This window comes from Streptomyces sp. NPDC000880 (genome assembly GCF_053599675.1).
Genome location: NZ_JBSFMS010000103.1, coordinates 1 through 25,932, shown reverse-complemented (window position 1 = coordinate 25,932; position 25,932 = coordinate 1). Strand labels below are relative to the sequence as shown.

The 25,932-nt window shown below is 69.4% G+C and carries 27 protein-coding genes and 3 pseudogenes; 12 read left to right on the top strand and 18 right to left on the bottom strand.

Annotated features, from left to right (window positions below; all coding sequences use genetic code 11):
• Nucleotides 1-360: 360 nt before the first annotated feature.
• Nucleotides 361-762: pseudogene (locus ACWDO5_RS26850) on the bottom strand (DNA-3-methyladenine glycosylase); the annotation flags it as partial.
• A 58-nt stretch (nt 763-820) separates the two neighbouring features.
• Here ACWDO5_RS26850 and ACWDO5_RS26845 point away from each other — a divergent pair.
• Nucleotides 821-2,287, top strand: a complete 1,467-nt coding sequence (locus ACWDO5_RS26845) for a recombinase family protein (protein ID WP_450532933.1) — start codon at nt 821-823, stop codon at nt 2,285-2,287.
• Nucleotides 2,288-2,362: 75 nt separating this feature from the next.
• A pseudogene (locus ACWDO5_RS26840) lies at nt 2,363-2,500 on the top strand (hypothetical protein); the annotation flags it as partial.
• 70 nt (nt 2,501-2,570) lie between these two features.
• Here ACWDO5_RS26840 and ACWDO5_RS26835 read toward each other — a convergent pair.
• The 4 genes and pseudogenes from ACWDO5_RS26835 to ACWDO5_RS26820 all read right to left on the bottom strand — a co-directional run.
• Complete coding sequence (locus ACWDO5_RS26835; RefSeq protein ID WP_450532932.1) at nt 2,571-2,837, bottom strand: hypothetical protein; 267 nt, start codon at nt 2,835-2,837, stop codon at nt 2,571-2,573.
• 342 nt (nt 2,838-3,179) lie between these two features.
• Nucleotides 3,180-3,395, bottom strand: a complete 216-nt coding sequence (locus ACWDO5_RS26830; RefSeq protein WP_450532931.1) for a hypothetical protein — start codon at nt 3,393-3,395, stop codon at nt 3,180-3,182.
• A 145-nt stretch (nt 3,396-3,540) separates the two neighbouring features.
• On the bottom strand, nt 3,541-4,152 hold the full coding sequence (locus ACWDO5_RS26825) for a DNA-3-methyladenine glycosylase (RefSeq protein ID WP_450532930.1): 612 nt from the start codon (nt 4,150-4,152) through the stop codon (nt 3,541-3,543).
• Nucleotides 4,153-4,166: 14 nt separating this feature from the next.
• Nucleotides 4,167-4,415 (bottom strand): annotated as a pseudogene (locus ACWDO5_RS26820) (DNA-3-methyladenine glycosylase); the annotation flags it as partial.
• 74 nt (nt 4,416-4,489) lie between these two features.
• Here ACWDO5_RS26820 and ACWDO5_RS26815 point away from each other — a divergent pair.
• The 3 genes from ACWDO5_RS26815 to ACWDO5_RS26805 all read left to right on the top strand — a co-directional run bounded on the left by ACWDO5_RS26815 (nt 4,490) and on the right by ACWDO5_RS26805 (nt 6,515).
• Nucleotides 4,490-5,272, top strand: a complete 783-nt coding sequence (locus tag ACWDO5_RS26815; RefSeq protein ID WP_450532929.1) for a sporulation protein — start codon at nt 4,490-4,492, stop codon at nt 5,270-5,272.
• Between the two features lie 47 nt (nt 5,273-5,319).
• The gene (locus ACWDO5_RS26810) at nt 5,320-5,856 is read left to right on the top strand and encodes a YbhB/YbcL family Raf kinase inhibitor-like protein (protein ID WP_450532928.1); all 537 of its coding nucleotides are present in this window, start codon (nt 5,320-5,322) and stop codon (nt 5,854-5,856) included.
• 149 nt (nt 5,857-6,005) lie between these two features.
• Complete coding sequence (locus ACWDO5_RS26805; protein ID WP_450532927.1) at nt 6,006-6,515, top strand: HNH endonuclease; 510 nt, start codon at nt 6,006-6,008, stop codon at nt 6,513-6,515.
• 55 nt (nt 6,516-6,570) lie between these two features.
• On the opposite strand, the gene ACWDO5_RS26800 is transcribed toward ACWDO5_RS26805, so the two are convergent.
• The 4 genes from ACWDO5_RS26800 to ACWDO5_RS26785 all read right to left on the bottom strand — a co-directional run bounded on the left by ACWDO5_RS26800 (nt 6,571) and on the right by ACWDO5_RS26785 (nt 9,760).
• The gene (locus tag ACWDO5_RS26800; protein WP_450532926.1) at nt 6,571-7,338 is read right to left on the bottom strand and encodes a sulfite exporter TauE/SafE family protein; all 768 of its coding nucleotides are present in this window, start codon (nt 7,336-7,338) and stop codon (nt 6,571-6,573) included.
• A 58-nt stretch (nt 7,339-7,396) separates the two neighbouring features.
• Nucleotides 7,397-8,347, bottom strand: coding sequence for an SPFH domain-containing protein (locus ACWDO5_RS26795; RefSeq protein ID WP_450532925.1), 951 nt, complete (start codon nt 8,345-8,347; stop codon nt 7,397-7,399).
• Nucleotides 8,348-8,452: 105 nt separating this feature from the next.
• Nucleotides 8,453-8,881 (bottom strand): NfeD family protein, encoded by a 429-nt coding sequence (locus ACWDO5_RS26790; protein WP_450532924.1) that lies wholly within the window; start codon nt 8,879-8,881, stop codon nt 8,453-8,455.
• An 87-nt stretch (nt 8,882-8,968) separates the two neighbouring features.
• On the bottom strand, nt 8,969-9,760 hold the full coding sequence (locus ACWDO5_RS26785) for an ABC transporter ATP-binding protein (protein WP_450532923.1): 792 nt from the start codon (nt 9,758-9,760) through the stop codon (nt 8,969-8,971).
• 137 nt (nt 9,761-9,897) lie between these two features.
• On the opposite strand from ACWDO5_RS26785, the gene ACWDO5_RS26780 reads away from it, so the two are divergent.
• Nucleotides 9,898-10,686, top strand: a complete 789-nt coding sequence (locus ACWDO5_RS26780; protein ID WP_450532922.1) for a hypothetical protein — start codon at nt 9,898-9,900, stop codon at nt 10,684-10,686.
• 311 nt (nt 10,687-10,997) lie between these two features.
• Here the strand turns inward: ACWDO5_RS26780 and ACWDO5_RS26775 are convergent, their stop codons facing one another.
• The 3 genes from ACWDO5_RS26775 to ACWDO5_RS26765 all read right to left on the bottom strand — a co-directional run bounded on the left by ACWDO5_RS26775 (nt 10,998) and on the right by ACWDO5_RS26765 (nt 13,185).
• The gene (locus ACWDO5_RS26775) at nt 10,998-11,243 is read right to left on the bottom strand and encodes a chaplin family protein (RefSeq protein ID WP_450532921.1); all 246 of its coding nucleotides are present in this window, start codon (nt 11,241-11,243) and stop codon (nt 10,998-11,000) included.
• Between the two features lie 138 nt (nt 11,244-11,381).
• On the bottom strand, nt 11,382-12,014 hold the full coding sequence (locus ACWDO5_RS26770) for a response regulator (RefSeq protein WP_450532935.1): 633 nt from the start codon (nt 12,012-12,014) through the stop codon (nt 11,382-11,384).
• A gap of 25 nt (nt 12,015-12,039) precedes the next feature.
• The gene (locus tag ACWDO5_RS26765; RefSeq protein WP_450532920.1) at nt 12,040-13,185 is read right to left on the bottom strand and encodes a GAF domain-containing sensor histidine kinase; all 1,146 of its coding nucleotides are present in this window, start codon (nt 13,183-13,185) and stop codon (nt 12,040-12,042) included.
• Between the two features lie 170 nt (nt 13,186-13,355).
• Between ACWDO5_RS26765 and ACWDO5_RS26760 the strand changes: the two genes are divergently transcribed.
• The 3 genes from ACWDO5_RS26760 to ACWDO5_RS26750 all read left to right on the top strand — a co-directional run bounded on the left by ACWDO5_RS26760 (nt 13,356) and on the right by ACWDO5_RS26750 (nt 16,148).
• The gene (locus ACWDO5_RS26760) at nt 13,356-14,054 is read left to right on the top strand and encodes an SDR family NAD(P)-dependent oxidoreductase (RefSeq protein ID WP_450532934.1); all 699 of its coding nucleotides are present in this window, start codon (nt 13,356-13,358) and stop codon (nt 14,052-14,054) included.
• A gap of 17 nt (nt 14,055-14,071) precedes the next feature.
• Nucleotides 14,072-15,127 (top strand): S-adenosylmethionine:tRNA ribosyltransferase-isomerase, encoded by a 1,056-nt coding sequence (locus tag ACWDO5_RS26755; RefSeq protein WP_450532919.1) that lies wholly within the window; start codon nt 14,072-14,074, stop codon nt 15,125-15,127.
• 301 nt (nt 15,128-15,428) lie between these two features.
• Nucleotides 15,429-16,148 carry a transglycosylase SLT domain-containing protein gene (locus tag ACWDO5_RS26750; protein WP_450532918.1) on the top strand — a complete coding sequence of 240 codons (720 nt, stop codon included), beginning with the start codon at nt 15,429-15,431 and terminating at the stop codon, nt 16,146-16,148.
• 92 nt (nt 16,149-16,240) lie between these two features.
• Here the strand turns inward: ACWDO5_RS26750 and ACWDO5_RS26745 are convergent, their stop codons facing one another.
• Nucleotides 16,241-18,787 (bottom strand): FHA domain-containing protein, encoded by a 2,547-nt coding sequence (locus tag ACWDO5_RS26745; RefSeq protein ID WP_450532917.1) that lies wholly within the window; start codon nt 18,785-18,787, stop codon nt 16,241-16,243.
• A 233-nt stretch (nt 18,788-19,020) separates the two neighbouring features.
• Between ACWDO5_RS26745 and ACWDO5_RS26740 the strand changes: the two genes are divergently transcribed.
• Nucleotides 19,021-20,622 carry a streptophobe family protein gene (locus ACWDO5_RS26740; protein ID WP_450532916.1) on the top strand — a complete coding sequence of 534 codons (1,602 nt, stop codon included), beginning with the start codon at nt 19,021-19,023 and terminating at the stop codon, nt 20,620-20,622.
• Between the two features lie 226 nt (nt 20,623-20,848).
• Nucleotides 20,849-22,072: a phosphoserine phosphatase SerB gene (gene serB / locus ACWDO5_RS26735; protein ID WP_450532915.1), complete on the top strand. Its 1,224-nt coding sequence runs from the start codon at nt 20,849-20,851 to the stop codon at nt 22,070-22,072.
• Nucleotides 22,073-22,140: 68 nt separating this feature from the next.
• On the opposite strand, the gene ACWDO5_RS26730 is transcribed toward serB, so the two are convergent.
• From ACWDO5_RS26730 to ACWDO5_RS26715, 4 genes are all read right to left on the bottom strand, one after another.
• Nucleotides 22,141-22,692, bottom strand: coding sequence for a SixA phosphatase family protein (locus tag ACWDO5_RS26730; RefSeq protein WP_450532914.1), 552 nt, complete (start codon nt 22,690-22,692; stop codon nt 22,141-22,143).
• Between the two features lie 85 nt (nt 22,693-22,777).
• The gene (locus tag ACWDO5_RS26725; protein WP_450532913.1) at nt 22,778-22,984 is read right to left on the bottom strand and encodes a hypothetical protein; all 207 of its coding nucleotides are present in this window, start codon (nt 22,982-22,984) and stop codon (nt 22,778-22,780) included.
• Nucleotides 22,985-23,186: 202 nt separating this feature from the next.
• Nucleotides 23,187-23,303 carry an SGM_5486 family transporter-associated protein gene (locus ACWDO5_RS26720; RefSeq protein WP_450532912.1) on the bottom strand — a complete coding sequence of 39 codons (117 nt, stop codon included), beginning with the start codon at nt 23,301-23,303 and terminating at the stop codon, nt 23,187-23,189.
• Between the two features lie 17 nt (nt 23,304-23,320).
• Nucleotides 23,321-24,610 (bottom strand): CynX/NimT family MFS transporter, encoded by a 1,290-nt coding sequence (locus ACWDO5_RS26715; RefSeq protein WP_450532911.1) that lies wholly within the window; start codon nt 24,608-24,610, stop codon nt 23,321-23,323.
• Between the two features lie 58 nt (nt 24,611-24,668).
• Here ACWDO5_RS26715 and ACWDO5_RS26710 point away from each other — a divergent pair, with 58 nt between their 5' ends.
• Nucleotides 24,669-25,355, top strand: coding sequence for a FadR/GntR family transcriptional regulator (locus tag ACWDO5_RS26710; RefSeq protein WP_450532910.1), 687 nt, complete (start codon nt 24,669-24,671; stop codon nt 25,353-25,355).
• On the opposite strand, the gene ACWDO5_RS26705 is transcribed toward ACWDO5_RS26710, so the two are convergent.
• Entirely contained in the window at nt 25,318-25,842 is a 525-nt protein-coding gene (locus tag ACWDO5_RS26705) for a hypothetical protein (RefSeq protein ID WP_450532909.1), read from the bottom strand. The genes ACWDO5_RS26710 and ACWDO5_RS26705 overlap by 38 nt on opposite strands.
• Nucleotides 25,843-25,932 lie beyond the last annotated feature (90 nt).

Sequence of the window (25,932 nt, the reverse complement as noted above, 5' to 3'; positions counted from 1 at the left end):
GCACGCTGTTGAGTTCTCAAGGAACGGACGCTTCCTTTGTACTCACCCTCTCGGGCTTTCCTCCGGGCGCTTCCCTTCGGTCTTGCGTTTCCAACTTTACCAGACTCTTTTTCCGTTCCGTTTCCGGTGAGGAATTCGAATCCAGTGGCCGTTGGACTGGCCTTTTGCCTTTCGGCGTGTTCACCACTTTAGCCGATTCCCAGGGCGACTCATAATCGAGTCATTAAGGCCAGAATTTCGGCATACCGAAATCGCACCCGGTTGGGTTCGTCGTAAGGAGTGGTTGGCCACTTCGGGTTGCCGAACGGCAGCGCCCGTTTCAAGCGGCTCGGGCTACGTTAGGCGTCTGGGCAACCCGAGTCAAGTTGCCCTACGGCGCGGGACATGGGCCCGGTACCGGCTGACCGTTGGGTCGCCGTCGATCCAGAATCGCCAGGGGTGGTGGGCCCCCGCGCCTCCCACTCCCGTGCGAGGGCCGCTGCGCACCTGGTCAGGAGCGGGCGGGGTACCGGGGAGCACGGATAGTGGGGCGTCGCCGCCGGTGCAGAGGTCGGCGCCGTTCAGGGCACGGCCGACATTGAGGGCCGTGGCCAGGCGGGCGGGGCCTTTGGCCAGTTCCTTGTCATGACGGGCCGAGAATCGACGTTTGTGAGCGAGATCTGCGCCTACACGGATCTCTCCGGCGCGCAGCAGGATCCCGCTCGCCCTGCCCTCGGGGCCGCACACCACGTTCAGGCAGTGCCACATGCCGTAGGTAACGTACTGAGCATGTACGTCGTTGCATCATCGGCAAGGCGACGACGAGCAGGAGAGACAGGCAGTGCGAGCGATTATCTACGCCAGGCTCAGCCCGACCCCGAGGGGCGAGGAGTCCAAGGGTGGGAACCTCACGCAGCAGGTCGAACTGAGCAAGGCACTGTGCGACCGGAACGGCTGGACGGTTGTCGAGGTCATCACAGAGAAGGACTCTTCGGCCTCGAAGTTCCGCGTCGTTGAGGGCCGCAAGGTTTCGGCTCGCGGTGAAGGCTGGAAGCGCGTGGTCGAGCTGGTTCGTACGGGTACGGCTGATGTCGTCGTAGCCAGGCACTACGACCGCCTCTACCGCACGACACGAGACCTGGTCGAGTTGGTGGACCTGGCCGAGGAGACCGGCGTTCATCTGGCCGCCGCACAGGCTCAGGGAGTCCTGGACTTGGCAACTCCTTCGGGTCGTCTGGCTGCGCGCATCGGCGCTGCGGTGGCCGAGAACGAGACCGAGATGCGAGTAGAGCGTCAGGTGCTCGGTCATCAGCGCCGCAGGGAGTCGGGCAGGCCCTTCTGGAGCACTCGCCCCTTCGGCTTCGAGCGCAACGGCACGCATCGCGACGAGGAGGCGGAAGCCCTGCGGCAGGCATACCGGGATGTCCTGGCCGGTGTCTCCCTGTGGTTTATCGCGAAGGACTGGAACGCTCGCGAGCTGCTCTCGCCGCACGGCAAGGAGTGGCGTAGCTCGAACCTCCGGGGCGTCCTCTTGAAGCCGAGGAATGCGGGCATCCAGACGTACTCCCAGTGGGTCGAGAAGCCGGATGGGAGACGCGTACGGGTGACCGAGGAGACCGGCACAGGCAACTGGGAGCCGATCGTCTCCGAAAGCATGTTCCGGGCCCTGGCGCGCTACCTGAGCGACCCTGAGCGCAACACTGGCGGCGGAGGGAAGCGCAAGGCTCTGTTGTCCGGCGTGGTCCGCTGCTCGAAGTGTCAGGCCGTCGTGACGCAGGGGTGGAGCAAGAAGAACGCGGCAGGCGAGCGATACAGGATCTACACCTGCTCAGGTGGCCGGTGCATCACATGCCCGGCAGACCCCCTTGACTCCTTCGTGGTCCGGAAGGTCATCGACAGGGCCGAGGAGTGGAACCAGGCTCCGGCCACGGATGCCGCAGACGAGGAGCGCGAGGCCGAGCTACTGGCCGAGGAGGTGGCCACATCCGAGAGGCGTACCGCCCTGGCGGAGATGTTCGCCGTAGGGGACATCGACGCATCGACCATGCGTGCAGGCATCGGCAGGTGTGATGCCGATCTGGCGAAGATCCGGACCGAACTGGCAGACCTGGCAGCGAAGCGGGTGCGGATAGATCTGGGGGACGTCGAGTACCTGTGGGAGGAGTTGGACTACGAAGACCCCGACCGGATCGACTACGTGCGGACGGTCGTCATGCAGGTCTGCGAACTCGTCGAGCTGATGCCGAGAGGTCGAGGAGTCCGAGGGTTCGAGTCTGACCATTGCCGGATCACCTTCCGGAACCCGTGAACGATGCGTGACGGCCGACTGAGCGGACGGTAGCCAACGACAGGGCGCCCTGCAGGGCGCCCTTCGTCGTGTCTTCACTGCAAGTGGACGGCCGTTCCCTCGACGGACGGCGCGGCGGTTGAAGTGGAGTGCATGAGCCACACAGGCCGGAGCCGGCACAAGGGCTTCCGGCGTGCCTGTCCCTCGTTCGCGATGGTGGTCCGGGACGAGTGACCGACAGACCCAACGTTTCCGCAGGTCGGAGGCCGTGTCGACGTGCTCCGACTACACGCCCGGTATGTAGTCACCGTTCCTGATGGAGACGGCAGGGGACTGGTGCACCCTTGCCCTTTTGGAACACGTAAGGCGGAAGCACGAGGCAGGCGGCCCCAGAGCGGGGCGACACAAGGTCCAGCGCCTTGGCGCGGGCCACCGCGTTGCGGGTGCCCTGGTCGGACAGCGGCTTGCCGTCCTTGCCCAGCAGTGCGGCCAGCCGGCCGGGAGCGAAGGCTGCGTGTCCGTGCTGATCGGCCCATCCGATGGCGGCAAAGTGAACGCGGTAGGCGAGCACGTGTCCGGGGTGCTACGCCCAGCGCCGGTACTCGTGCTGGGAGACAGCGCCCCACGGGCGGTCATGGCCGAAGCTGATAGCCACCGGGTGTGGCTCCTTCCTGTGAGGCGCACACGGGTGCGCCAGTACCCCCCGCCGGATGGCGGGACATGTGCCTCCCTTTCTTCGCGGGGGTGGACCGGCCATGGCTGGCGCGGTCTCTTCACAGGTGACGCCCAAGGCTTTGCGCTTGGACTCGGTCTCGTGCAGTCGGGAGCGACGGCGGCGACCTGGCCGAGGGATCTTACACGAAGGAGGGAGGACCCCCGTAAGGGAGCCCTCCCGTGTGGTGCTGCTCTGTTCTTACCGGTCGCTGTGAATAGCGGTCATCTTGCGGATGAGATCGGTGAAGTCGCGGGGGAAGACCATGACAGCCCGCCCGAGCGGGGCGATGACCCGTCCCTCATCAAGAGTCGTAAGCGGCCGTCCGTTGATGTACACCGTTGACTGCTCGTCGTTGTGCACGGTGACCGTGATCCTGGCGGTGCGGAAGAACGCACCAAGGGGGTCGTCCCCCACCTCTCCGGCCCGGGTCGGCGCACGTCGACAGTCACCCGACCGGCCAGGAACGCGTCACGCGCCACGCTCGCGAGCGATCACGTATCCTCGGGCCCAAAACTCCGCGCCGACTTACCGGCGAGCCACGAGCGAGGCGCGCAGCGGCTCAGGCTCCGGCGGGCGGCTGGGCTCTCGGGCTCAGTCGGTACGCCGAGACTGTTGGATCACCGGCGAGGTAGAAGCGGTGCTGCCAGTCGTGGGCTCTGCTCACGCCTACCCGAGGACCAACCCGGATGAGTGCGGCGGGTACTGGCTCACCCTCGGACAGCGTGACCGAGGCGCCTGTCAGTAGGTCTGTGCCGTTGTGCTCTGCCGTGATGCCGAGCGCTTGGCAGAAGTTCCCCGGACCCCGCGCGAGACGTGGACTCTCGATCTTGCCCCCTCGCCGCTTGCGTGCCAGCTCTTCCCCTTCGATGACCCTGCCTGCCCGGATGAGGACAGCTGTAGCGATACCGTCTGCCCCGGTGACGATGTTGGCGCACCAGTGGAGACCGTGAGACCGGTAGACGTACAGGTGTCCTGCGGGCCCGAACATGACGGCGTTTCGGGGTGTCCTGCCTCGGTAGGCGTGGGAGGCTGGGTCGGCCGTACCGGAGTACGCCTCGGTCTCCGTAATGGTGATGCTCACGGTTCCCTCGGGGGTCTCGTGGGTGAGGATGGCACCGAGCAGCATGGGGGCGACTTCTTCAGCGGGGTGAGCGAGATTCACAACGTTCATGCTGACCGACTTGACATGCCGTAGGTGAAGTAGACGTACGGCGCGCCGAACATCACGTCGTTGCGTGCGGTGCGGCCGCGGTAGGCGTGGGAGCCCGGGTCGAGCTCTCCCGCGTACGCCTCCACCTCGGTAAGGCGCACCTCGATGGGTCCGTCGTCGGTCAGGCGTACCAGGGTGCAGCCAAGAAGTTCGGGGGCGACCTCCAGTACAGGGCGGTCGAAGAACTCCCGGGGCAGCGGCGTACGGTCGGGGCTCTCGATCATGGCGTACGAGCGTACCGGGGAACCGACTACGGTCGTCGCGCGTATGTAGAGGTCAGGACCAAGGAGGAGTGGACATGGGCTTCAAGAAGCTGCTTGCGAGCATGGGCGCCGGCGGTGCTTCCGTGGAGACGGAGCTGACCGAGGCGAACGTCGTGCCGGGCGGTGTCGTCCAAGGCGAGGTGCGCATCCAGGGCGGCTCGGTGGATCAGCAGATCGAGGGGCTCTCAGTCGGCCTGCAGGCGCGGGTCGAGGTCGAGGGCGGTGACCAGGAGGTCAAGCAGGACATCGAGTTCACCAAGCAGCGGCTCGGCGGCGCGTTCACGGTGACGGCCGGGGCGGTGCACGTGGTGCCGTTCGGGCTGGACATTCCGTGGGAGACCCCGGTCACGAACATCGCGGGGCAGCAGCTGCGCGGGATGAACATCGGAGTGACGACGGAGCTGGAGATCGCGCGGGCCGTGGACTCGGGCGACCTCGACGCGATCAGTGTGCACCCGCTGCCGGCGCAGCAGGCGATCCTGGACGCCTTCATCCAGCTGGGCTTCCGCTTCAAGAGCGCGGACATGGAGCGAGGGCACATCCGTGGGACGCGGCAGCGGCTGCCGTTCTACCAGGAGATCGAGTTCTTCCCGCCGCAGCAGTACCGCGGGCTGAACCAAATCGAGTTGACGTTCGTCGCGGACGACCGCGAGATGGACGTCATCCTCGAGATGGACAAGAAGCCGGGCCTGTTCAGCGAGAGCAGCGACTCGTACAAGGCCTTCAAGGTGGGGCACCACGACTTCCAGTCGACCGACTGGGCGGCGTACCTCAACCAGTGGCTGGCCGATGTCGGTGGGCGTCGTAACTGGCTCTAGGGTCGGATTTGGCAGGCAGGCAGGACAGCCGAATCGGAGGTTCAGACGTGATCGAGCTCAAGAGGGCGCCACTTCCGCACGACTTTCATCCGGCGGTGCCGCCGTTCACGGTGGTGAGCGATGACATCGCGCCGGGGTCGGTGCTGAAGGACACCCAGGTCCACGCGGCGGGCAATACCTCGCCGCACCTGCGGTGGGAGGGATTCCCGGCCGAGACCAGGAGCTTCGCCGTGACGTGCTTCGATCCGGACGCCCCCACGGGCAGCGGGTTCTGGCACTGGGTGCTCTTCGACATCCCCTCGTCGGTCACGGAGCTGCCTGCGGGTGCGGGCAGCGGGAAGTTCGAGGGGCTGCCCGAGGGCGCGATTCAGGTCCGCAACGACTATGGGTCGAAGGACTTCGGCGGCGCCGCTCCCCCGGCCGGTGAGAACCACCGCTATGTGTTCACGGTGTACGCGGTGGACAGCGAGAAGCTCGGCCCGGACGCGGATGTCTCGCCCGCGGTCGTGGGATTCAATCTGCGGTTCCACACGATTGCGCGGGCGCAGCTGATCGGTGAGTACGAGGGTCCCTCGGCAAGCTGAGCGTTCGTTTCTTGTTTGCCCTGCCCTGGTCTTGGAGAGATCAGGGCAGGGCATCTTTTATTGCGTTGTCCATCTCGGCGCGCCCGGCCAGAGTTGATCCAAGCCCAAGGCCCGCAACGGGCTGGGCCGGCGAACGGGAGGTGGGCGAGATGCGTGACACGTTGGTGCTGAATGCGAGCTTCGAGCCGCTGTCGACGGTGACACTCAACCGTGCTGTGGTTCTGGTGCTGCAGGACAAGGCCGTCGTCGAGCAGGCCCACCCCGGACTCCGTGTGCGTGCCGCCGCCGTCGATCTTCCGGTGCCCCGGGTGATCAGGCTGTGCCGCTATGTCCGGGTGCCGTTCCGAAGACAGGCGCCGTGGTCGAGGCGGGGTGTGCTGGTCCGGGACCAGCACCGGTGCGCGTACTGCGGAAGGCGCGCCACGACCGTGGACCACGTGGTGCCGCGGTCCCACGGTGGTGCGGACAGCTGGCTGAATACGGTGGCGTCCTGCGCCGAGGACAATCACCGCAAAGCGGACCGCACGCCGGAGCAGGCGGGGATGCCCCTGCTGCAACAGCCCTTCATACCGTCTCCGGCGGACGCCATGCTGCTCGGGATGCGGGCCGGTGAGCGGTCGGAGCTGCCGGGGTGGCTGGCCGCCCAGCCCGCCGCGTAACGCGAGGACCAGTCGGTGAAGGCCCGCTCTCGGACGAGGGCGGGCCTTGCGTGCGTCAGCGGAGCAGCAGCTGGACGATGGCGACGGTGCCGACCGCCACGATCAGCGCGCGCAGCACCGCGGGCGGGAGGCGGCGGCCGATCTTCGCGCCGAACTGTCCGCCGATGGCGGAGCCGACCGCGATCAGCAGGACGGCCGTCCAGTCGAAGTCCGCGACGAAGAGGAAGAAGAGCGCGGCGATGCTGTTGACGACGGCGGCGAGGACGTTCTTGGCGGCGTTGAAGCGCTGCATGGTGTCGTCGAGCAGCATGCCCATGAGGGAGATGTAGATGATCCCCTGGGCCGCGGTGAAATAGCCGCCGTAGACGCTGGCGAGCAGCAGTCCGGTGAACAGGAGCGGGCCACCGTCGGGGTGGACGTGGGTGCCGTTGCGGTCGCGGCGGCGCTGAACGGCCTTGGTGATGCGCGGCTGGAGGATCACCAGGACGAGGGCGATCGCGACCAGTACCGGCACGATCGTCTCGAAGGCCGTGGGAGGCAGTATCAGCAGGAGTGCGGCTCCGCTGATGCCGCCGATCGCGGTGGCGACGCTCAGGCGCCGGAGGCGGCTGCGCTGGCCGGTGAGTTCGGCGCGGTAGCCGATGGCTCCGCTGATCGAGCCGGGGATCAGGCCGAGGGCGTTGGAGACGGTGGCGGTGACCGGGGGAAGGCCGGTGGCAAGGAGCACCGGGAAGGTGATCAGCGTTCCCGAGCCGACGATGGTGTTGATCGTGCCGGCGCTGATGCCCGCGGCGAAGACGGCGAGCATCTCCCAGATGGTCACGCTGTGCCCCTCGATGATCGGTGCCGGATGCACCGATCATGCCTGAGGGTCTGCCGGGTCAGTCGAGAGGGGGCTGTTCGCGGCGCTCCGTGCCGTTGCCGCCGGACTTGCCGGAGCCGCCGCCCATGCCGCCCATCGGGCCGAAGTTGCCCATGGCGCCGCTGAGCCCCTTGAGCGCGTCGCCGATCTCGCTGGGCACGATCCAGAGCTTGTTGGCGTCGCCCTCTGCGATCTTCGGGAGCATCTGGAGGTACTGGTAGGCGAGGAGCTTCTGGTCGGCGTCTCCGGCATGGATGGACTCGAAGACCGTACGGATGGCCTGGGCCTCGCCCTCCGCGCGCAGCGCGGCCGCCTTGGCCTCACCTTCGGCGCGCAGGATCGCGGACTGCTTCTCACCCTCGGCGGTGAGGATCTGCGACTGGCGGATGCCCTCGGCGGTGAGGATCGCGGCGCGCTTGTCACGGTCGGCGCGCATCTGCTTCTCCATCGAGTCCTGGATGGAGGTGGGCGGCTCGATCGCCTTGAGCTCGACACGGTTGACGCGGATGCCCCACTTGCCGGTGGCTTCGTCGAGGACGCCGCGCAGGGCCGCGTTGATCTCCTCGCGGGAGGTCAGGGTCCGCTCCAGATCCATGCCGCCGATGATGTTGCGGAGGGTGGTGACGGTGAGCTGCTCGATCGCCTGGATGTAACTGGCGACCTCGTACGTCGCGGCCCGGGCATCGGTCACCTGGTAGTAGATGACCGTGTCGATGTTGACCACCAGGTTGTCCTGGGTGATCACCGGCTGGGGCGGGAAGGGGACGACCTGCTCACGCAGGTCGATACGGTTGCGGATCGAGTCGATGAAGGGGACGACGATGTTCAGACCCGCGTTGAGGGTGCGGGTGTAGCGCCCGAAGCGCTCGACGATGGCGGCGCTGGCCTGCGGGATGACCTGGATCGTCTTGATCAGGGCGATGAAGACCAGCACCACCAGAATGATCAGGACGATGATGATCGGTTGCATCGTGTTCCCTGCGCCCTTCGCTGCCGGATGATTGTGCTGCCGAATGATTTGATGATCGAGTTTCCCAGAACGCGGGCCGACGTGTGGGGTGTTCGGCCTGTTGTGTCACATCACGACGGCGGTGGCGCCGTCGATCTCGACGACGTCGACCCGCTGTCCGGCCTCGTACGACATCGCGGCGTCCAGTGTGCGTGCGGACCAGACCTCACCAGCAAGCTTGATCCGGCCGCCGCTGGCGTCGACCCGTTCCAGGACGACGGCCTGGCGGCCCTTGAGTGCGTCGACTCCGCTGGCGAACTGGGGACGCTGGGCACGGTGCCGGGTCGCGATCGGCCGTACGACGGCGATGAGCGCTACGGAGACCGCGGCGAAGACGAGTACTTGGGCGACTGTGCCGCCGCCGAGCGCCGCGACGACGGCCGCGGCCACCGCTCCGGCGGACAGCATTCCGAATTCCGGCATCGCCGTCAGGACGAGCGGAATGCCCAGTCCTACCGCGCCGATCAGCCACCACACCCACGCGTCGATTTCCACGTGGTCATGGTAGGTCCGCCGGTCTGGTGGGGACAGGGGGCGAGGGCGGGGTTGAGATCCGGGCAGCCGCGCCGCCGGAGCCCGTTGTCAGCCGAGGGGGAGGCCCTGGGCGGTCCAGCGCTCGCCGTTGCGCTCGACAAGGAGCGGGAGGCCGAAGCAGAGCGAGAGATTGCGGGAGGTCAGCTCGGTCTCCATGGGGCCGGCGGCCAGCACCTTGCCCTGACGGATCATCAGGACGTGAGTGAACCCCGGGGCGATCTCCTCGACATGGTGCGTGACCATGACCATGGAGGGGGCGTACGGGTCGCGGGCGAGGCGGCCGAGGCGGCGGACCAGGTCCTCGCGGCCGCCGAGGTCGAGGCCGGCCGCCGGCTCGTCGAGGAGCAGCAGTTCGGGGTCGGTCATCATCGCGCGGGCGATCATGGTGCGCTTGCGCTCGCCCTCGGAGAGGGTGCCGAACTTGCGGTCCTGGAAGTCGGTCATGCCGAGGCGGTCGAGGAAGGCGCGGGCGCGCTCCTCGTCGACGGCGTCGTAGTCCTCGTGCCAGGTGGCGGTCATGCCGTATGCGGCGGTAAGGACGGTCTGCAGCACGGTCTGGCGCTTGGGCAGCTTCTCGGCCAAGGCGATGCCGGCAATGCCGATGCGGGGGCGGAGCTCGAAGACGTCGACGCCGCCGAGGCGCTCGCCCAGGATCCTCGCGTGGCCGGTGGTCGGAAAGAGGTAGCTTGACGCGATGTTGAGGAGGGTGGTCTTGCCGGCGCCGTTGGGGCCGAGGATGACCCAGCGCTCGCCCTCCTTGACCGACCAGGAGACGTCGTCCACCAGAGCGCGTCCGTCGCGGACCACGGATACGTCCACCAGCTCCAGTACATCGCTCATGAGCGCGTTGTCTCCCCATGCAATCGTTTTGAGGTACTTGGGGGGGCGTTTGTGCGCCTGTGGGCGCGCCTCCCAGGGAAAACCTACGCCACCGGTCGGGTGGCCCGGTCCCCCGGTCCGGTCCCTAGGCTGGGTCCATGCTCTCCGAACCACGCTCAGGACGGCTGGCCGCATGGGGAAATGCCCTGTTGGCCGGATTTGTATCACCCGACGACGCTGTGCTCGCGATCGTCCGCGACGACGCGGTGCACCGGGTGGCGGGTCTGCCCGGCGAGGCTGGCCCGGTTGGGCTCACGCTGGCGCTGGGGCGGCTGCGGGCGCTCGGGGTGACCGGGTACCGGGTCGCGCTGCCGGCGCCGGGGCATCCGCTGGGGCTCAGCGGGCCGCCGGAGTTCAACGCGCGGGCGCTCGACTCTGAGGAGGCGGTCGTCGCCACGGGCGCCGCGTACGGGCTGGTGCCCGACGTGTACGAAGCCGGGCCCGCGGGTGATCAGCATGTGGAGGTCGTCTGGCACTGTCTGCCGGTACGGGAGGCGCCGCCCGCGGACGTGCCCTCGCTCGGGGAGGCGGAGCGGGAGCTCGCCGAGGCGCTGCGGGAGGCGACGGAGGTACTGTCACGGCTCGATGTGGCGGCGTCGGGCCCGGTGGCGGAGGCGGCGATCGACGCGTACCGGGCCCGGGCCGAGCGGGGCCGCGAGGCGTTGGCGCCCGGGTATCCGCCGCGGGCGGTACGTGTGCTGGAGCTGGCTCAGCGGGTCGGGCTGCTCATCTCGGTGGCGTACGAGAACGGCCATGGCGGGGCGGTGAGCGCGTCCGAGATGTCGGCGCGAGTGGAGGCGCTGCGCCCGGTGGAACGGGTGGCCAGACGGGCACAGGTGGCGGCGTACAACGCGTATGTGGAGGAGCGGGAACGCGGGGCCCGCTGACGCGGGGCGGCTCCGGGGCGTGGGGGTCCGGGGCGCCCGGTGCCGTGAGGTGCGGATTCCGGGGCCGTACCAGGCCCGGCGCGGTGGGTGGGTTCGCCCGCGAAACCACCCACCAGGCACCAACCACCAACGCCCCCGGCCCAGGGCAACAACGAACCCTGGAAACACTGGGTTCGCCCGCGAAACCACCCACCAGGCACCAACCACCAACGCCCCCGGCCCAGGGCAACAACGAACCCTGGAAACCCGGCCCACGACAACCACGGCCCCTGGAAACCGGGCCGGTGGTCGCCGTGGAGGTGTGAACCCGGTCAGCCGTTGTAGCCGGCGTTCCCGAACGCGGGGTTGAGGGCGCCGATCACGTTCACGGTGTTGCCGACGACGTTCACCGGGACGTGGACCGGGACCTGAACCACGTTGCCGGAGGCAACGCCCGGGGAGTTGACAGCCGTGCCGTCGGCGTGCGCACCGGTGGTGGCGGACGCGACACCCGCGCCGGCGGCGACGAGGCTACCCGCGACCATGGTGAGGGCAGCGGCCTTCTTCAGGTTCTTCACTTGGAAATCCTCCTGAGCGTTCGCTGCGGCCGGCCGCCGCAGCACGCCATGGACAACGGCGCCGAGTCGATCAGGATGCGCCGGACAGGTGACATCCACCCGACGGTATGAATCTCCGACCGGAGCGAGACGCTCCACTCAGTCTGTCAGGCCATGCCGGACGGCCCACAGCGCCGCTTGGGTACGATCCGCCAGGTCCAGCTTCATCAGAATGTTCGAGACATGCGTCTTGACGGTCTTCTCGGACAGGACGAGCGCCCGGGCGATCTCGCGGTTGGAGCGGCCGTCCGCGATCAGGCCGAGGACTTCCCTCTCGCGTTCGGTGAGGGTGCTGCTGCGCCCCGTCCCGTTGCTCGGAGCGTCCTGCGAAAGGAGCGCGCCCGCGACCTCCGGCTGGAGCAGCACGTGGCCGGCGTGTACGGAGCGGATCGCCCCGGCCAGCGCCTCCGGGTCCACGTCCTTGTAGACGTAACCCGACGCGCCCGCGCGCAGGGCGGGCACGACCGTGCGCTGTTCGGTGAAGCTGGTGACGATCAACACCTTCGCGGGGTTGGCGAGTTCGCGGAGTTTGCGGAGCGCCTCGATGCCGTCGGTGCCGGGCATCTTGACGTCCATCAGGACCACGTCCGGCTTCAACTCCTCGGCGCGGGCGACCCCCTCGCCCCCGTCCGCTGCCTCGCCGACGACCTCGATGTCGTCCTGGATCTCGAGGAAGGTACGCAGGCCCCGGCGGACCACCTGATGATCGTCGACCAGCAGCACACGGATCATCCCAGTCTTCGAATTGGGGACAGTGTCAGCCACCGGGGACCTCCATCTCGATCGTGGTGCCCTTTCCGGGCGCCGATTCCACGGCGAGCTTTCCACCGACGCCGCCCGCCCGGTCGCGCATCGAGACCAGTCCCAGATGGCGGCCGGCCCGGCGGACCGTCCTCGGTTCGAAGCCCTTGCCGTTGTCCGTGACGCTCAGGACCGCGCCCTGGCCGCGGCGGACCAGGACCACGTCGACCTCGTCGGCGCCGGAGTGCCGCAGCGCGTTGTGCAGGGCCTCCTGGGCGACCCGGAGCAGTGCCTCCTCCTGGGCGGCGGGCAGCGCACGGATGCCGAAGCTGTCGAAGGTGACCCGCGCGGTGTGCGCCCGGTCCAGGACCTGGATGTGTGTACGCAAAGTGTTGACCAGGCCGTCCTCGTCGAGGGCGGCGGGGCGCAACTCGACGACAGCGGCGCGCAGTTCGTCCGCGGCCTCGGCGGCGAGCTCCGCGACCTGCTGCAACTCGCCCTTGGCGCGGGCCGGGTCGCGGTCCACGAGGGCGGCCGCGGCCTGCGCGGTCAGCCTGAGCGAGAACAGCTTCTGACTGACCGCGTCGTGCAACTCGTGGGCCAGGCGGGAACGTTCCTCCGCGATCGTGAGCTCGCGGCTGCGCTCGTACAGCCGGGCGTTGGTGAGTGCTATGGCCGCGTGCTGGGCGAGGATCGAGAGGAGCTCCTCGTCCTCGACGGTGAATCCGCAACCGCCGTCCGGCTTCGGGCACCTCTTGTTGGCGAGGAAGAGCGCGCCGATCGTCTCGTCGCCGTCCTTGATGGGCAGGCCGAGGAAGTCGGACATGTCCGGGTGGGCGGACGGCCAGCCCTCGAAGCGGGGGTCCTTGCGCACATCCGCGTGGCGCTCCGTCTTCGCCTCCCGGAGCATCGCGGCGAGGACGCCGTGCTGCCGCGGGAGCGGGCCGATCGCCCTCCACTGCGCGTCGCTCACGCCGTCGACCACGAATTGGGAGAAGCCGCCGTGGTCGTCGGGGACGCCCAGCGCCGCGTACTCGGCGTCGAGAAGCTCACGCGCCGAAGCCACGATCGTCTTCAGCACGTCACGCACCTCGAGATGCCTGCTCATCGCGAGGAGCGCGGTGCTCACGGCGGCAAGGCCGGAGCCGGGTCGGTGACTCATGACCTCACGGTACCGGCGGGGTGTGGCAGTCCGTATCGGGCCGGGGAGGGCAGCCTCCTAGGGCTGTGGACGTAGGTCGAAGTTCCTTGGGCGGGGGTCCCGGGCAGGAGGCGGCGGGCATGGCCGCGTTCCTAGGTTGGGTCAAAGACGCGGACAAGGGGATGGACATCATGCCGGTAGCGGTGATCACCGGGGCTTCGAAGGGGCTTGGGCGCGCTCTCGCGGCGGCCCTCGCCCGGCGCGGCTGGGACCTGGTGCTGGGTGCCAGGACCGCCGACGTACTTCAGGAGAGCGCGCGGGGCATCGGCGCGCACGGGACGCGGGTGGTGGCGGTGACGGGCGACGTCACCGACGCAGGGCATCGCACGGAACTGCTGGCCGCGGCCCGCGGGCTCGGCGGTATTGACCTGCTGGTGAGCAATGCGAGCGCGCTCGGCGCCGAGCCACTGGTGCGGCTGGACGCGCTGCCGTTGGAGGGGCTGCGGGCGGCGCTGGAGACCAATGTGGTCGCGGCGCTCGGTCTCGTTCAGGAGGCACTCCCGCTGCTGCGGGCGGCGGACGCGGGCACGGTGATCGCGGTCAGCTCGGACGCCGGGGCTGAGGCGTACGAGACGTGGGGCGGCTACGGAGCCTCGAAGGCGGCGCTCGACCACCTCGCCGCGGTCCTCGCGGTCGAGGAGCCGGAACTGCGGGTGTGGACGGTCGACCCGGGTGACATGCAGACGGATCTGTACGCGGCCGCCGTTCCGGACGACGAGGACCCGCGTCCGGCGCCGGAGTCGGTGGTGCCGGGCTTCCTGCGGCTGCTCGACGAGAGGCCGGTGAGCGGCCGGTATGCGGCCCCCGCGCTCGCGGAGCCGCCCCGATAACAACTCCGATGACAACCATGTCAGGAGGAACAGCCGTGCTGGATGCGCTGCGGGTGCCCAAGGAGCTCTCCGCCCGGGTGCCGGCCGAGGTTCGCGGCTCCGGTCGGGACGATGTACGGCTGATGGTCTCGCGCGGGACCGAGGTCTCCCACCACGCCTTCCGGGACCTTCCCGGGCAGCTGTGCGCCGGCGACGTCCTGGTGGTCAATACGTCCAGCACCCTGCCCGCTGCCGTGGGCGGGCGCGTCGGCGGTGCGGTCGTCGTCGTGCACTTCTCGACGCGCGGGGACGACGGGCGCTGGGCGGTGGAGCTGCGCCGCCCCAACGGATCAGGCAGCACCCTGCCGCGCGCCGGCGGTCCGGCAGGGGCTGCCATACGGCTTCCGGGGGGCGAGCGCCTCGTATTGGAGGAGCCCCTTGCCCCCGGCGCGGACCGGCTGTGGTGGGCGTCGGTCTCGGTGGACGTACCGGGGCTGCTGCGCCGGTACGGACGGCCGATCCGATACGGGTACACGGCCCAGGATCAGCCTCTGTCCGCGTATCAGACGGTCTTCGCGCTCCCTTCCCCCGGCGGCGCGGGCTCCGCGGAGATGCCGAGTGCCGCACGGCCTTTCAGGGCGCGGCTGGTGGCGCAGCTGGTGAGCCGGGGCGTGCAGTTCGCGCCGATCACCCTGCATACGGGGGTGGCTTCGGCACAGGCGCACGAGCCGCCGTACCCGGAGCGCTTCGAGGTGCCTGGCACGACGGCGTGGCTGGTGAATGCCGCGCGGGTGGGCCGAGGCCGCATTGTCGCGGTCGGCACGACGGCCGTACGCGCCCTGGAGTCGGCGGCGGGCCCCGACGGCGTGGTGCGTGCGGCATCGGGCTGGACGGACCTGGTCATCACGCCGAGGCGCGGGGTGCGCGCCGTGGACGGGCTGTTGACCGGGCTGCACGAGCCGCAGGCATCGCATCTGCTGATGCTGGAGGCAGTCGCCGGGCGGGAGGCGCTGAGCCGCTCGTACGAGGAAGCGCTGCGGCATCTCTACCTCTGGCACGAGTTTGGCGACAGCCACCTCATACTTCCGAATTGAAATCCCTCACGCTTTGCATTGCTGACGCAACGCACGGTGAGAATGGCGCCTGCCCCATGTGAGCCCGCGCATAGGACGCACGTCACTTACGAATCCCTTTAGTGGACATATAAAGGGCGCGTGAGCGGGGACTGAATGGGCAAAAACGGACCTTCGCGACACCCTGATCCACTACCGAGGGTCGTACGTCACACCTTTGCCAGGGCATTTTGCTGCCGCTAAGAATTGCACCCGTCGCCGCCGAGGAGCGCAGCGCCGCCCCGGCCTGATGCGACTTCCGCTATTCGAACGAGGTATCTGTATGTCCGCGTCCAGCACCCGTATGACCAAGACCAACAAGGTCTCGATCGCCGGTATCGCCGCCGCCGGCGTCGCAGCCCTCACGTTCTCCCTCGTCCCGGGCAGCGCTTCCGCCGAGCCCGAGACCGTCAAGACCGCGCAGACGACCGCTGCGCAGGCGAACATCGCCGAGCAGGAGACGGCTGCCGCCAAGCAGAAGGCGTCTGCCGCGGCGAAGGCACACGCCCAGACCCTGGCTCACTCCAAGGCTGTGGCCCACGCCCAGACCGTGGCCCACGCCAAGGCCAAGGCGAACGCCGAGGCCAAGAAGAAGGCTGCCGCCGCTGCCGCCAAGGCTGCCGCGAAGAAGCGCGCTGCCGAGCAGGCCGCGAGCCGCGCCGCCGCCCGCAAGCCGGTCTACGCGAACAACCTTGACGGCTGGATCAAGGAGTCGCTGGCCATCATGAAGAAGCACGGCATCCCCGGCACCTACGACGGGCTGCACCGCAACATCATGCGTGAGTCCAGCGGCAACCCGAATGCCATCAACAACTGGGACATCAACGCGATCAACGGCGTCCCGTCGAAGGGCCTGCTGCAGGTCATCAAGCCGACGTTCGACGCGTACCACGTCCCCGGTACCCCCAACAACCAGTACGACCCGATCGCCAACATCACGGCCGCGGCCAACTACGCCGCCGACCGCTACGGCTCGATCGACAACGTCAACAGCGCCTACTGAGGCTCAGCAGAGCAACCGCGGTATGCGCATACGCCGAAGGGCGGCTCCCCACACGGGGTGCCGCCCTTCGGGCGCATCTGCGGATGGCACCCTTACTTGCGCATGACCTCAGGCTCGTGGCGGCGCAGCAGCCGCGCGACCGCGACACCGCAGATGACGCCGATCACGAGCAGGATCGTGATGTTCAGGCCCCACTGGCCCGCCGAGTGCTCCCACAGCGGGTCCAGGTCATCGGGCTTGTTCGGGTCCCACGGGGGCATGAGGTGCGACAGGTCGAGCGTCGTACCCGCGCCGGCGATGGCCCAGCGGGACGGCATCAGCCAGGCGAACTGCTCCAGGCCGGGCGAACCGTAGACCTGGAAGAGGATGCCGGTGAAGACGACCTGGACGATCGCGAACATGACCAGCAGCGGCATGGTCTTCTCGGCGGTCTTCACCAGCGAGGAGATGACCAGGCCGAACATCATCGAGGTGAAGCCCAGCGCAATGACGACAAGGCAGATCTCGACGGCCGGCGGCATGATCAGGCCCTCTTCGGGCAGGTCGCGGGTGGCGAAGCCGATGCCGCAGATGATGACGCCCTGGATGGCCGTGATCACGCCGAGGACGATCACCTTGGACATCAGATACGCCGAGCGGGCCAGGCCGGTGGCCCGTTCCCGTTCGTAGATGACCCGTTCCTTGATCAGCTCTCGTACGGAGTTGGCCGCGCCCGAGAAGCACATGCCGACCGCGAGGATCAGCATGATCGTGCCGGCGTCGCCGTTGAACCTGCTCGGCGGCGTGGGCGGTCCGAGGCCGAACTTCGCCGGGATGACCACGCTGACCAGACCGAGGACCGCGGGCAGGATCACCATCAGGCCCAGGAAGCCCTTGTCGGACGCGATGACCGAGGAGTACCTGCGGATCAGCGTCCACAGCTGGGAGCCCCAGCTCTGCGGCTTCGGCGGGCGCATCTGCTGCGCGGGCGGCATGTGTACCTGCTGCGCGGCAACGGCGTCGATGTCCGCGGCGTACATCTGGTAGTGCTGCGAGCCGCGCCAGCGGCCCGCCCAGTCGTAGTCGCGGTAGTTCTCGAACGCCGAGAAGACGTCGGCCCAGGTGCTGTAGCCGAAGAAATTGAGCGCTTCCTCCGGCGGGCCGAAGTACGCGACCGAGCCGCCCGGGGCCATGACGAGGAGCTTGTCGCAGAGCGCCAGCTCGGCCACGGAGTGGGTGACCACCAGGACGGTGCGGCCGTCGTCGGCAAGGCCGCGCAGCAGCTGCATGACGTCGCGGTCCATACCCGGGTCGAGGCCGGATGTCGGCTCGTCCAGGAATATCAGGGACGGCTTGGTCAGCAACTCGAGCGCGACCGAGACGCGCTTGCGCTGGCCGCCGGAGAGCGAGGTGACCTTCTTTTCCTTGTGGATGTCGAGCTTGAGCTCGCGCAGAACCTCGTCGATACGGGCCTCGCGCTCGGCCTCGGCGGTGTCGCCGGGGAAGCGGAGCTTGGCGGCGTACTTGAGCGCCTTACGGACGGTGAGTTCCTTGTGCAGGATGTCGTCCTGCGGGACCAGTCCGATGCGCTGGCGCAGCTCGGCGAACTGCTTGTAGAGGCTGCGGTTGTCGTAGAGCACGTCGCCCTGGTTGGCGGGCCGGTAGCCGGTGAGCGCCTTGAGCAGGGTGGACTTGCCGGAGCCCGAGGGGCCGATGACGCCGATGAGCGACTTCTCCGGTACGCCGAAGGAGACGTCCCGCAGGATCTGCTTGCCGCCGTCGACCGTCACCGTGAGGTGGCGGGCAGAGAAGGAGACCTCACCGGTGTCGACGAACTCCTCGAGCCGGTCGCCGACGAGGCGGAAGGTCGAGTGGCCGACGCCGACGATGTCGTTCGGGCCGATGAGCGCGGAGGAGGACTTGGCTATCGGCTGGCCGTTGACGTACGTGCCGTTGTGGGATCCGAGGTCGCGGATCTCGAAGCGGCCGTCGGGCGTGGCCACGAACTCGGCGTGGTGGCGCGAGACCTGGAGGTCGGAGACGACCAGTTCGTTCTCGAGCGCACGACCGATGCGCATCACCCGGCCGAGGGCCAGCTGATGGAAGGTGGTCGGGCTGCGGTCTCCGTACACCGGCGGAGCCCCCGCGACACCGCCGGCGCCACCTGGTCCCTGCTGGTGCGGGACCTGTGCCTGCGGCGGCTGTTGCTGCCATGCCTGCTGCGGCTGTTGCGCCGGCGCCTGCTGAGCCGCCACCCAGCCGGGAGCGCCCTGCTGCTGCGGCTGCTGGACCGGGGCCTGCTGCTTGACCGCCTGCTGCTGAGGCACCGCGCCCTGCGCGCTGTACGCGTCGGCTGCCGCGCCCGAGAGGTTCAGCCGCGGACCGTCGGTGGCGTTGCCCAAGTGCACTGCCGAGCCCGGGCCGATCTCCATCTGATGGATCCGCTGGCCCTGTACGTATGTGCCGTTGGTGCTGCCGTGGTCCTCGATCACCCAACTGCAGCCGCCCCAGCTGATGCCGGCATGCCGCCACGAGACCCTGGCGTCGTCGATCACCAGGTCGCCCTGCGGATCACGTCCCAGGGTGTACGACCTGGACGGATCGAGAGTCCAGGTCCTTCCGTTCAATTCCAGTACGAGTTCCGGCACTCCATGCCCCACTACTTGTCCCCCGAGTTACCCCCATCGCAGGGAGTCTAGGGATGGCGAACATCCTGAGGAACTATTTCAGGCCCGGTCCCGCATCCGAAAGTCGGGCCGTGTGAAGACCGCGTTCGGGATGGCCGTTGACGGAGGAGAAACACGCCCGGAGAGTGGTAAGCGCCCATGAGTGCGTACGGACCATGCGCGAGTGGCGGCAACTGGGCCAAACCCAGCATGGATCGGGGGGTCCGATGGACGCGAGCGGCAGTGGCGACAAGGTGCCGTGGGGCGATGTGGTGCTGGCGTCCGTCGCGGCGGTGAGCTGGGCACTGGTCGGGATGGCGGGTGCGGCTGCGCTCGGACTGCATCTGCTGGGCGCGGATTCGGCGGGGTCGCTCGGGCCGATGACCGCGGCGGCTGTGGTGCTCGCGGTGGGCGGATCGGTCACCCCCACAGGCGATGTGTCCGCGTTCGGGCTGGCAGGTGCGCAGGCGCGGACAGCCATCGACATCACGCCACTTGGGGTGGGACTGGTCGGGGCACTGTTCCTTGCGTACTTCTTTATACGGTCGTTGCGCCGCGCGGGACCGTACATCTCGGGGACCGAATTCGCCGCGCGGGCGGGCGGGGTGGCGACTCTCTTCGTAGCGACGGTCGGCGGCTTGGCGTGGGCAGGTCACGACGTCATCACGATCGACGGGGCGAAGCTCGGGCTGGACCTCGACAAGGTGCCGGGGCTCGGCGGGGACGGGGACGGCATCGAGGTGCCGGGCATCGGCGACATCGGGGGGCTGCTGCCTGACCGGCTCGGAGACCTGGTGGACGCGCAGGCGTCGGTGGGGTTCAGCGTGAACACCGCGGATTCGCTGGCGGGCGCGCTGTTCTGGGTACTCGGGGTGCTGGTGATCTCGCTTCTCGCCTCGCGGAGTGCGCCACTGCCCCCCGGGGCGGTGTGGCAGGCGCTTCGCAGGGCCGTCCGGCCCGCGGTGTCCGCGGTCGTGGCGGTGCTGCTGGTCGCGGTCCTCGCGGGGTACGCGGCGGCGGCGTACGCGGCGATCGGTGACGACCACCCGAGAAGGATCGCGGGTGCGGCGCTGCTCGGGGCACCAAACGGGGCGTGGCTGGGCGTGCCGCTGGGCCTGTTCGTGCCGTGGGACGGCGAGGCGAAGGGCGAGCTGGCGAAGCTGCTGCCGGATCCGCTGGACGAACTGCTGCGGGTCTCGGCGAACGAGCCGGTGACGGTGGGCAGGCTGGCCGAACTGGACGGCCGGGTATGGCTGCTGGCGGTCGCGACCGCGGTGATGATGCTGTACGCCGGGGTGCTGGCGGCGGCGCGTACGCCGGTGGGCGGGCTGACAGCGGCCGCGTTCGCGGGGCGGTGCGCGGTGCGGCTGGGCGTGGTGACGGCGCCGGCACTGCCGCTGCTGGTGTGGCTGACGGACGTCTCGGCGGACGCGTCGCTGTCGGTGCTGGGCTTCGACGCGTTCGGCGCGGGCATCGAGCTGCACGGTCAGGTGGGCATGGCCCTGCTGCTTGGGGCGGCGTGGGGTGCGGCTGCGGGCGGGGTGGGGGCGCTGCTGGTGTACGGGACGCGTGGTGCCGGCCGGGCCGCGGCGGCGGTGCCCGCGACGGAGGCGGGGGCGGGGGCGGCGGAGCTGCCCGGTCCGTACCGCCCGGCGCCGCCGTACCGCCCGTCGAACGACGACACGAACCCGTATCTGTGCCCGCCCCCGGAAATCCACGGTGCTCCGACGGTCGCGCGCCCGATGCCCCCGCCGTCCCCGCAGCGCGCGTCTCCCCCACCGCCTGACGACGGCCCTCCGCCGCCGGGGGCGCCCAGGGGCCGCCGGTGACGGGTGCGCGGGCACGCGGCCGGGGCGAAGGCCGAGGGCCGGAGCGAAGACCGAGGGCCGGAGCGAAGACCGAGGGCCGGGGCGAAGGCCGAGGGCCGGAGCGAAGACCGAGGGCCGGAGCGACCGAGGGCCGGAGCGAAGACCGAGGGCCGGGCCGGGGCCGGAACGTCCGGCAGGCGGGACGCCCCGTCTCAGCCGCGCGCGCGCCCGATACGGTGGATACACCATGAGCGCATCGCAGACCTCCGACGTACCCACCCTTCTCGTCAAGATCTTCGGGAAGGACCGTCCCGGGATCACCGCCGGGCTCTTCGACACCCTCGCCGCCTACTCCGTCGACGTCGTCGACATCGAGCAGGTCGTTACGCGGGGCCGCATCGTCCTGTGCGTCCTCGTCACCGCTCCAACCACCGGCGGCACCGCCGCGGGCGAGCTCCGGGCCACCGTCCACAGCTGGGCCGAGTCGCTGAAACTGCAGGCCGAGATCATCTCGGGCACCGGCGACAACCGGCCACGCGGCAGTGGCCGTTCGCACGTCACCGTGCTCGGGCACCCGCTCACCGCCGAATCGATCGCCGCCATAACGGCCAGGATCACCGCAACCGGCGGGAACATCGACCGTATTTTCCGGCTCGCCAAGTACCCCGTCACCGCCGTGGAATTCGCGGTGTCCGGTACGGAGACCGAGGCGCTGCGCACCGTCCTGGCCACCGAGGCCGCCGGGATCGGCGTCGATGTGGCGGTCGTGTCGGCCGGGCTGCACCGCCGCGCCCAGCGCCTGGTCGTCATGGATGTGGACTCGACGCTCATCCAGGACGAGGTCATCGAGCTGTTCGCGGCACACGCGGGCTGTGAGGACAAGGTCGCCGAGGTCACGGCCGCCGCCATGCGCGGCGAGCTGGACTTCGAGCAGTCCCTGCACGCGCGGGTGGCGCTGCTCGAAGGGCTCGACGCTTCGGTCGTGGAGAAGGTGCGCGCGGAAGTCCGGCTGACCCCCGGCGCCCGCACTCTGATCCGTACGCTCAAGCGGCTCGGCTACCAAGTGGGCGTCGTGTCGGGCGGATTCACCCAGGTCACCGATGACCTCAAGACCCGGCTCGGGCTCGACTTCGCCTCGGCGAACACGCTGGAGATCGTGGATGGGAAGCTCACCGGCCGCGTGGTCGGCGAGATCGTGGACCGCGCGGGCAAGGCCCGACTGCTGCGCCGGTTCGCCGCCGAGGCGGGCGTGCCGCTGGCGCAGACCGTCGCGATCGGCGACGGCGCGAATGATCTGGACATGCTCAACGCGGCCGGTCTGGGCGTGGCCTTCAACGCCAAGCCCGTCGTCCGCCGGGCCGCCCACACCGCCGTCAATGTCCCCTTCCTGGACACCGTCCTCTATCTGCTGGGCATCACCCGCGAAGAGGTCGAGGCCGCGGACGGCGAGGGCGAGGGCGAGGAACATTAGTCCCACCAGGCGGCGGCCCCGGCGCGGTGACCGCGCGCCGGGGCCGATTCACGTACCGGACAGGGGGATTACGCGTGCGGCGCCCAGAACTCGAGCAGCGTGCCCACGCCGTGCTCGACCGACTTCCAGGAGCCGGTGAAGCCGACGACGGCGAGCGCCGCGGTCGGGAAGCCGGTCTGCGTCATCCGGGCCAGCGCGTCGCCCTCGGCCTTGCCCGCGAGGGCGTCCGCGAGCGCGTGCATCCCGGGGTTGTGGCCGACGACGAGCAGGTCGTTCACCTCGTCCGGGGTCTCGTTGAGCAGCGCGAGAAGTTCGCCGAGGGAGGCGTCGTACAGCCGCTCCTCGTACACCGTCTTGGGACGGTGCGGCAGCTCGTGCACCGCCAGCTTCCAGGTCTCGCGGGTTCTGCTCGCGGTGGAGCACAGAGCCAGGTCGAGGGCGATACCGGTATCGGCCAGCCTGCTGCCGGCTGTCGCCGCCTCCAGACGGCCACGCTCGGCGAGCGGCCGCTCATGGTCGGACACCTGCGGCCAGTCGGCCTTCGCATGCCGAAGGAGGACGATCCTGCGGGATTCGGGGGATCCGGGGGCTGTCCCCCCGGAAGACACGGCGTCGCTCATGCACCCCAGCTTCGCATGAAATGAGCCAGTGGGCGCAGGGTGTTGACGGGCTCCCCCACGAAGGGTGAATCCGCCAGCGGCACAGTCACCGGGACAGGCGGTGCTGGATGCGCTCGAGGATCTGGCCGACCGCAGGATCGCCGCCTGTGGGCTGCGCCTGGGCGGGGTCCGCGATCAGCAGGAGCAGAACGACGAAAGCGAGCATGGGCAGTGCCAGTGCCCACCACGGCAGCCGGATGTCGACGCTGCCCGTGGCCGTGGGGTGGGACCGGGTGTGCGTGTGGGCCGACATGGCCGCCTCCGTAGGTCTGCGGTTTGTTGCTTCAAACCTACGGATCATGGGCGCGGGGGCCCATCCGGTGACCCACCCACTTCACCCTGAGCCTGCCCCCCTAGGGGATGGTGGTGCCAGCCCCACCCCATTATCTCTGGCTCGGTTCGCGCGCGCCCCTGCGGCTCACCCGCCAGGAGGCCGGGGCGGGGCAATGACCGTGTCAGGGCGCGGCGATAGAGGCGATCACCGCGATCACGACCGTGATGGCGATCATCGCGCCGAAGACGAGCAGGAGCTTCTTCTGGCCGTTCGAGGGGTTCGGGTCGAGCACAGGCATGGAGTCAGTCTCGCATCTCAGCATTCGTCCTCGATCATCCGGTCCCGGCCGGCCAGGATGCCGAGCCCGATCTGCGGCACGATCATGCCTGCCATCAGTGCGATCGGCAGCCCCCAGCCGCCGCTGTGCTGGTAGAGCACGCCCACCAGCAGCGGGCCGGGGATGGAAATCAGATATCCGGTGGACTGGGCGAACGCCGAGAGCCGTACGACTCCGGCCCCAGTCCTCGACCGCATGCCGATCATGGTGAGGGCGAGCGGGAAGGCGCAGTTGGAGACGCCGAGCAGCAGCGCCCAGGCCCAGGCTCCGGCGGCCGGCGCGAAGAACAGGCCCACGTAGCCGGTCAGCCCGCACAGCCCGAGGGCGACGACGATCGGGCCCTGCGTCTTCATCCGTGCGGCGAGCCGCGGGATGACGAAGGCGAGCGGCACGCCCATCACCATGGTCACGGCGAGCAGCACCCCGGCCGTGCCCGCGGAGACCCCCGCGTCGCGGAAGATCTGCGGCATCCAGCCCATGGTGATGTACGCGCCGGTGGCCTGGAGGCCGAAGAAGCAGCCGAGCGCCCATGCTGTGGGGCTGCGGGTGATCCTGGGGGCCGGGGAATCCTGGTCCTGTGCGGCCACCGGGCTCCGCGTGGCCGCGCCGCGGTCGCGGACCATGCCGATCCAGGGCAGTACGGCGAGGGCGGCAAGGAACGCCCACAGCGCGAGGCCGCCCCGCCAACTGCCGCCCAGCGCCTCGGCCATGGGCACGGTCGCGGCGGCGGCGGCAGCGGTGCCGAGCGCGAGCGCCATGGAGTACAGCCCGGTCATGGAGCCGACGCGGTCGGGGAAGTACCGCTTGACGATCACCGGCATCAGGACGTTGCTGACGGCGATGCCCATGAGGGCAAGCGCGCTGGCGGCGAGGAAGCCCGCCGTGCCGCCGGCGAAGGGCCGGATCAACAGGCCGGTCGCGATGGCCGCCATGCCGGCGCAGACGACGGCGCCGGGGCCGAAACGGCGGGCGAGTCGCGGCGCCGCGATCCCGAAGATCGCGAAGCAGAGCGGCGGTACGGAGGTGAGGACGCCGGCGACGCTGCCGCTCATGTGCAGCCCGACCCGCGCCTCTTCGAGGAGCGCGCCGAGGCTGGTGATGGCGGGGCGGAGGTTGAGTGCCGCGAGGACGATCCCGACGATCACGAGCCGGCTGAGCCAGGGAGTGAGCCGTGGGGCGGGAGATTCCACGGAGGACACGGAGACGACCGAGGTACGGTCCGTGGCGGAGGGGCTCAGAGTCTGGGTCTCGTCGGACGTCTCACGCATACGGACCATCATAGAATCATGGGATGATTGGTTGTCCAATCCTTACGGAAGGAACCCGATGGCGCTGACCTCTCCCCGGCGTTCCGCGCTCTCCGACCAGGTGATCGCCCAGCTGCGGAACCAGATCACCTCGGGCGAGTGGCCGGTCGGTTCACGCATCCCCACCGAGCCGGAACTGGTCGAGCAGCTCGGCGTGGCCCGTAACACCGTCCGCGAGGCGGTCCGCGCGCTCGCGCACAACGGACTGCTGGACATCCGGCAGGGTTCGGGGACGTACGTCGTGGCCACCAGCGAGCTGGCCGGCGTCATGCACCGCCGCTTCGCCGACGCCAACCCCCGGCACATCGCCGAACTGCGCTCCACACTGGAGTCCTCGGCGGCCCGCCTCGCCGCGGAACGGCGTACCGAACGCGACCTCAAGCAGCTGGACACGCTCCTCGCCCGGCGCGAGGAGGCGTGGGCAATGGGCGACGCGGAGCAGTTCGTCGCCGCCGACGCGACATTCCACCTGGCCGTGGTGGCGGCCTCGCACAACGAAGTGCTCAGCGAGCTCTACGCGGACCTCGGCGATCTGCTGCGGGGTCGGCTGCGCCACGACGTGGGCCACGAACTGCGCCCGGAGAACCACATGGACCACGCGCGGATGGTCGAAGCGATCCGCGCCGGCGACGGCGATGCGGCGGCCGCGGAGGCAGCGAGCTATCCGTTCATGTGCCTGCGGAGTCCGGCAGGGGCTGGTGGCTGACCCACACCGCCCCAATCTCCTTCCAGCAGCGGTCGGTGAGCTCGGCGTAGCCGGCCGGGCCGACCTCCGCGGGCGCGCTGTCCACGTCGATGTCCCACCAGCGCTCGCACTCGATGTGCAGCCGGACGCGGTCGGTCTCGGGGTAGGGGTTGTGGCAGAAGGCGGTGGCCCGGGAACCTTCGACGACTATTCGGCAGTCGGCCTCGTACGCAGGGAGCTGAGGCTGGGAGACTGCCGTCCGCGACGTCCACAGCAGGAGCGCCACTGCGGCCAGTACGGAGGCAGAGCGCCGGGTCGTACGCACAAGCAGGACCTCCTCGGCCGTACTGCGGCCCGCTCGCCGCGGCTGCACCTCAAGGGGGATTTCCTCTCCAGCCTCGCTGCCCGCACGACGCCCCGCGCGCTCCGGGGGCCCGAACGGGCGACGCCCCGTTCCCCGCACCCTGGCCAGGCCCGCGAGCATCGCGTCCGGTTCCTGGACATACATCAGACCGCCGTCCAGTCCTCGGGGTATCCGCTGGACCCGTCCGCAAAGCCGTAGATCCAGCCCTGCAGCAGGTAACGCGCGGGGTCCGGC